This is a genomic window from Microcoleus sp. B13-B6, assembly GCF_036705405.1.
Lineage (GTDB): Bacteria > Cyanobacteriota > Cyanobacteriia > Cyanobacteriales > Microcoleaceae > Microcoleus.
Genome location: NZ_JAUBUJ010000024.1, coordinates 62,558 through 67,381, shown reverse-complemented (window position 1 = coordinate 67,381; position 4,824 = coordinate 62,558). Strand labels below are relative to the sequence as shown.

Below are 4,824 nucleotides of genomic sequence, written 5' to 3'. Positions count from 1 at the left end.
CGGAGTTGGCGTTGGGGTCGGAGTTGGCGCAGTGTCGTTATCAGTAATAGCGACGCTAACAGTCGAAATTGTGATGCCGTTATAATTAACATCGCTACTGGTAGAAGTAGGCGCGATCGCACCTGTATGATTTCCTTCAACTAAATTATCGTCAACAGCAACAACCGCAACAGTTTGAGCAACATTCCAATTAGTGCTGTCAAAATTTATCGACGAAATCGGATTAATTTGACTGCCTGTATCAAAGCTAATCGTAACAGGTGCAGTCGGCTGAGTATTTAACTTAACACTGTAACTTCCAGTTGCACCGCCTTCAGTCGCAGTCGTGGTGGTAGTGTTAAGGGTGAAACCTGCGGTGTCATCATTAGTGACAGTTGTTGCGGCCGCATCAGCGGTAATAGTAGGAGTTGAACCTGGTGCGACAGGATTAGACAAGGTGAGGGTAACAGTTTCGTCAGGTTCGATCGCACTGTCGCCTAATACATCGAGAGTAATCGTTTTGGATGTCTCACCAGTGGCGAAATTGATCGTGCCAGTCGTACCCGTTGCCCCAGAAGTGCCACCGATATTGTTGTAATCGCTGACGTTGGTAGCAGTTCCCGCGATCGCATAATTGACGCTACTCGCTACACCAGCACCGCCGCTACGAGTCACCGTAAAAGTTAGAGGAGTTGTGCCGCTATTACCTTCAGGAATGCTGGCAGTACCAGCGGCGACGGCATAAGAAACAGTACCGTTAGCAGCAATAGTTAGTGTGGTTTGAGCCGTTGTACCTGCAACCCCACCAGTAATTGTGCCAAAGTTGAGAATTGCGGTTTCGGCGTTTTCAGCTATGTTGTCAGGTTTGATAGTAACTGCAACATTTTGGGTGAGTGCGGCACCTGTTGCACCTGCGGGGAATGTAATCGAGGTAGGCGAAAAGGCGTAGTCGGAATTTTCGGTGGCTGTGCTGCTGGGGTCGATCGCAATTGGCACAGTTACATCAGCAAAAGGAGTGCCGCCGCTGAGGGTAACGGGAATATTAACTACTGTGTCTGTTGTTCCTTCTGTACCGCTGTAAGTGGCAGCCCCGAAATTAACTGTATTGGGTGTATTTAGCAGCACAGAAACGTTGTCTGAACCGTTGTTCGCTAATGCCAAATCCGGGAGAGTGTCAGCATTAAAGTTGCCGCTAATAATGGAAGTTGGATCTGTCCCCGCAGCAAAGTTAATGGGTGAACTAAAACCGCCATTGCCGTTGCCTACTAAAATTGCAGCGCCGCCGGTGCCTCCTACTGCTAAGTCAAGTTGGCCATCTCTGCTAAAGTCATTCGCAACAATGCCTTGCAGCCCTGTCCCGGCGCTAAAATTAGTGACTGCACCAAAGCTGCCCGTGCCATTTCCCAAGAGAATTGAAACATTGTTAGATCCGTTGTTAGCTGTGGCCAAGTCGAGGTAAGTGTCTCCGTTAAAGTCCCCAGTGGCTATCGAATTTGGATTTTGCCCAGCGCCAAAATTAGTAGCTGCACCAAATCCGCCCGTACCATTTCCTAACAGAATTGAGACATTATTAGAGAGGCTGTTGGCAACGGCTAAGTCGGGGAAACTGTCAGCGTTAAAGTTGCCTACAACAACCGCAGCCGGAATCGCACCAACATTGAGATTAGTGGCAGCCGCAAAGCTTCCTGTACCCGTTCCCAACAAAATTGAGACGCTACCAGTACCTTGAGGGTCAGCATTTACCACTGCTAAATCGAGGAAAGTGTCGGCGTTAAAGTTCCCGACACCTATTGAAAATGGAGTGTTACCTACACTAAAATTGCTAGCTGCCCCGAAGCCTCCCGTGCCATTTCCTAACAGAATAGAGATATTACTATTACTACCATTTGCTACTGCTAAGTCGGGGAAATTATCATTGTTAAACAGTCCCGATGTGACGTAAACCGGACTTGAACCTACGGCAAAGTTGGTAGCCGTGCCAAAACCCCCTGTGCCATTCCCTAACAAAATGGAAATGTTGTCGTCATTCTGGTTTGTCACTACCAAGTCGGGGAAGGTATCAGCGTTGAAATCCCCTATATTAATACCGTAGGGATTTGTCCCCACGCCAAAGTTGGTTGCAGCGCCGAAAGTTGAGAGAACATACTCGTAAGCGGCTAATACTTCGGGTTCAAATACCAGCGGTGTTTTAATTTCTCCGGTTCTCACTTCTAATTCCCAGTCGCCGCCTTTTGCAGCACTTCCCGTCAGCTTTTTGGAAGCTGCAACCGACGCGCCAGTTAACTCACTCAGGCGTTGGAGGAATTGGTTAGGTTTTGTGGGCTTTGTAGCACTTTCAACTGGGCGGTTAAAACCGCTACTACACAAACTAAACCCGCCTGCGCGGGTTGAAATTCCATAGTCCGCGCACCATCCGGACTTTGTTTGTATAGCCGCGAATTCTATTCGCCGGGGCTGATTAACAGCCGCGACATTACACCCGTAGAGGAGAATATCGGCACCGGGAATTAATGCTTTGCGCCACTGTTTGAGTTGAGGGCCGAAGCTTTCTATGTTGCTGCTGTTGAGTGTATTTACACCGAGATGTACTGCACCTGGACTACCGTGAGAGATGATGTGGATTGCTTCTATATTTTGTTCAATTGCTAGCCTTTCGGTAATTTGCTCAATGCCATCCCGCGTTTCATCTAGGATAATTACCTCAGCATTTGGGGAAATGCCGCTAATTAAACTCTGGTAATTTTCAACATTTGAGTCAATAAAAACTAGAATTGAAACAAATTTTTGCTGTATCATTATGCAACCTCTTTAATTGTTAAACTTTATAGATTTCACTAAAATATAACTTACAGCAAATTCCACCTTCATGAAGTAGCACCGCCTATCGTTTTATCCCCGTAGGGACACTCCAAAAGCCCATTAGTGTCAACTTAAGCTCAAACCCAGTCAGAGACTGTTGTTTGACGATTAGGGCCAGATCCCCCCTAGCCCCCCTTAAGAAGGGGGGACAGGAGTCTTCTCAAAGTCAACCCCTACTCCCCTTCTTAAGGGGGATTTAGGGGGATCTGAACTATGGTAAAAGCGATATTTTTCAAGGGTTTCAGGCTTAAGTTGACACCAATGGGCATTGCCTTTGTCCCTACACTTCATCAACTAGCATCTGATTGCGAGCTACGCCTAAAGTCCTTACGATTGCTTTGTTCCTCGCAATGACATTACCAAGGACTCCCAATCATCGTGAAGGCAGACCAATAGTAAGGATGGGAGAGATTTTCATTAGTCAGTTGAGCTAATTCTGGCGGTAATTCTAACTCCTTATTTAAGTTTGACAAAATTAAACGACCATTTTCAATGCGAACTTGACCTTTGATCATGGCGATTTGAGCTTGCCGTAAGGCTTCGGCTTTAATCGGCGCGACCTTTAACTGATGGTAAAATTCAGCCATTAACCCTAAAGTACCTTCATCGCTGACATACCAAAGACTCGCCAAAACTGACTTCACCCCCGCTTGCACAGCTAACCCCGCAAAACCTAATTCGGTGTCATCATCACCCACAGCAGTTTGGCAAGCGCTCAACACCAATAGCTCAACTTTAGGTGGCTGATTCCACCCTAGTTGCCGCACGCGATCGAGTGTTAACCTGCTATCTGATAACTGAATGTAAGAATTGCTCGGTGATCCTGGGTTAAAGTATCCGTGAGTGGCGAGGTGAATAATCCCATAGGGTCTGTCTTTGCGCTGTGACCTAAGATTGTTGAGAGTAAAGGTTTGGTTGAGGAAGGATTCGCCTTTCCATTCGGAGGCAATAGCGTTAAGTTCTGCAGGCACTGCTGGCAAGGGTGGGTTATTAGTAAATTGTGAGGCTCCCATTGCTAAAACTTCAGCATTTTTAACACTTGCATAGCTAGTATCGGTTAAGTTGACGCTGGGAATGAGTCCGATGCTGTACTTTTCTACTAGAAATTGAGAACCGTCATGGAGGGCGGCTAAGGGGAGCAATCGCAACCCTGCATCCATACTAAAAACTAGCGTATCGATGCCCTGAGCTTTCAAATCAGCTTCCAAGGGCGCAATTATCCACTGGTAAAGTTGTTGGGATGCTGGCAAATAGCTCTCAGTATTGATGTTTCTGGAAGTAGTGAGTTCAGAGCTGAAATTGGCTGCGACTTGCATCAAAGTTTCGCGTCGGGCGGCGGGGATGGCTTTATGAATAGGGATGCCGCTAGGGGGGACTACGATCAGGTCTAATTGTTCAGGGCGGGAGAAGGCGTAGATAATGGCTGGTTTTTTACCAGTTTGGCTGGCGATGATTCTAGTTCTTTTCTGTATGGCCGTAAAAGATTGCAAATCGCGCCTGATTTCCTGATTAATGTATGAGCCCACTTGTTCACTGTAGAAGATATCGATAAAGAAAATGGCTTGTGGGATATCGCCTCTATCGATTAGCCGTGTGATATCGCTGCGGCTAACTATATTTAGAGGCGATGCCGTTTGGACAATTTCGCTTACCCAATCGGATCTGTAGTTAAAAAGAGATTCAATTCTATTAATGATATTCAAATTGCCAGATTGAGCGATCGCATTGGTAATTGAAATATCCGGTAATGTCGTTTGTTCTGATATTGGAGATGGTGTTGGTGGTGGTGTTGGAGATGGTGTTTGTTCTGATATTGGAGATGGTGTTGGTGGTGGTGTTGGAGATGGTGTTTGTTCTGATATTGGAGATGGTGTTTGTTCTGATATTGGAGATGGTGTTGGTGGTGGTGTTGGAGATGGTGTTGGTGGTGGTGTTGGAGATGGTGTTGGTGGTGGTGTTGGAGATGGTGTTGGTGGTGGTGTTGGA

The 4,824-nt window shown here is 46.6% G+C and carries 2 protein-coding genes; both read right to left on the bottom strand.

Going from position 1 to position 4,824, the window contains the following annotated elements:
- On the bottom strand, positions 1-2,775 hold a 2,775-nt coding region (locus QUB35_RS13370), incomplete at its 3' end, for a DUF4347 domain-containing protein (protein ID WP_333142368.1).
- Positions 2,776-3,194: 419 nt separating this feature from the next.
- A partial coding sequence (locus QUB35_RS13365; RefSeq protein WP_333142367.1) for a CHAT domain-containing protein occupies positions 3,195-4,824 on the bottom strand: 1,630 nt, incomplete at its 5' end.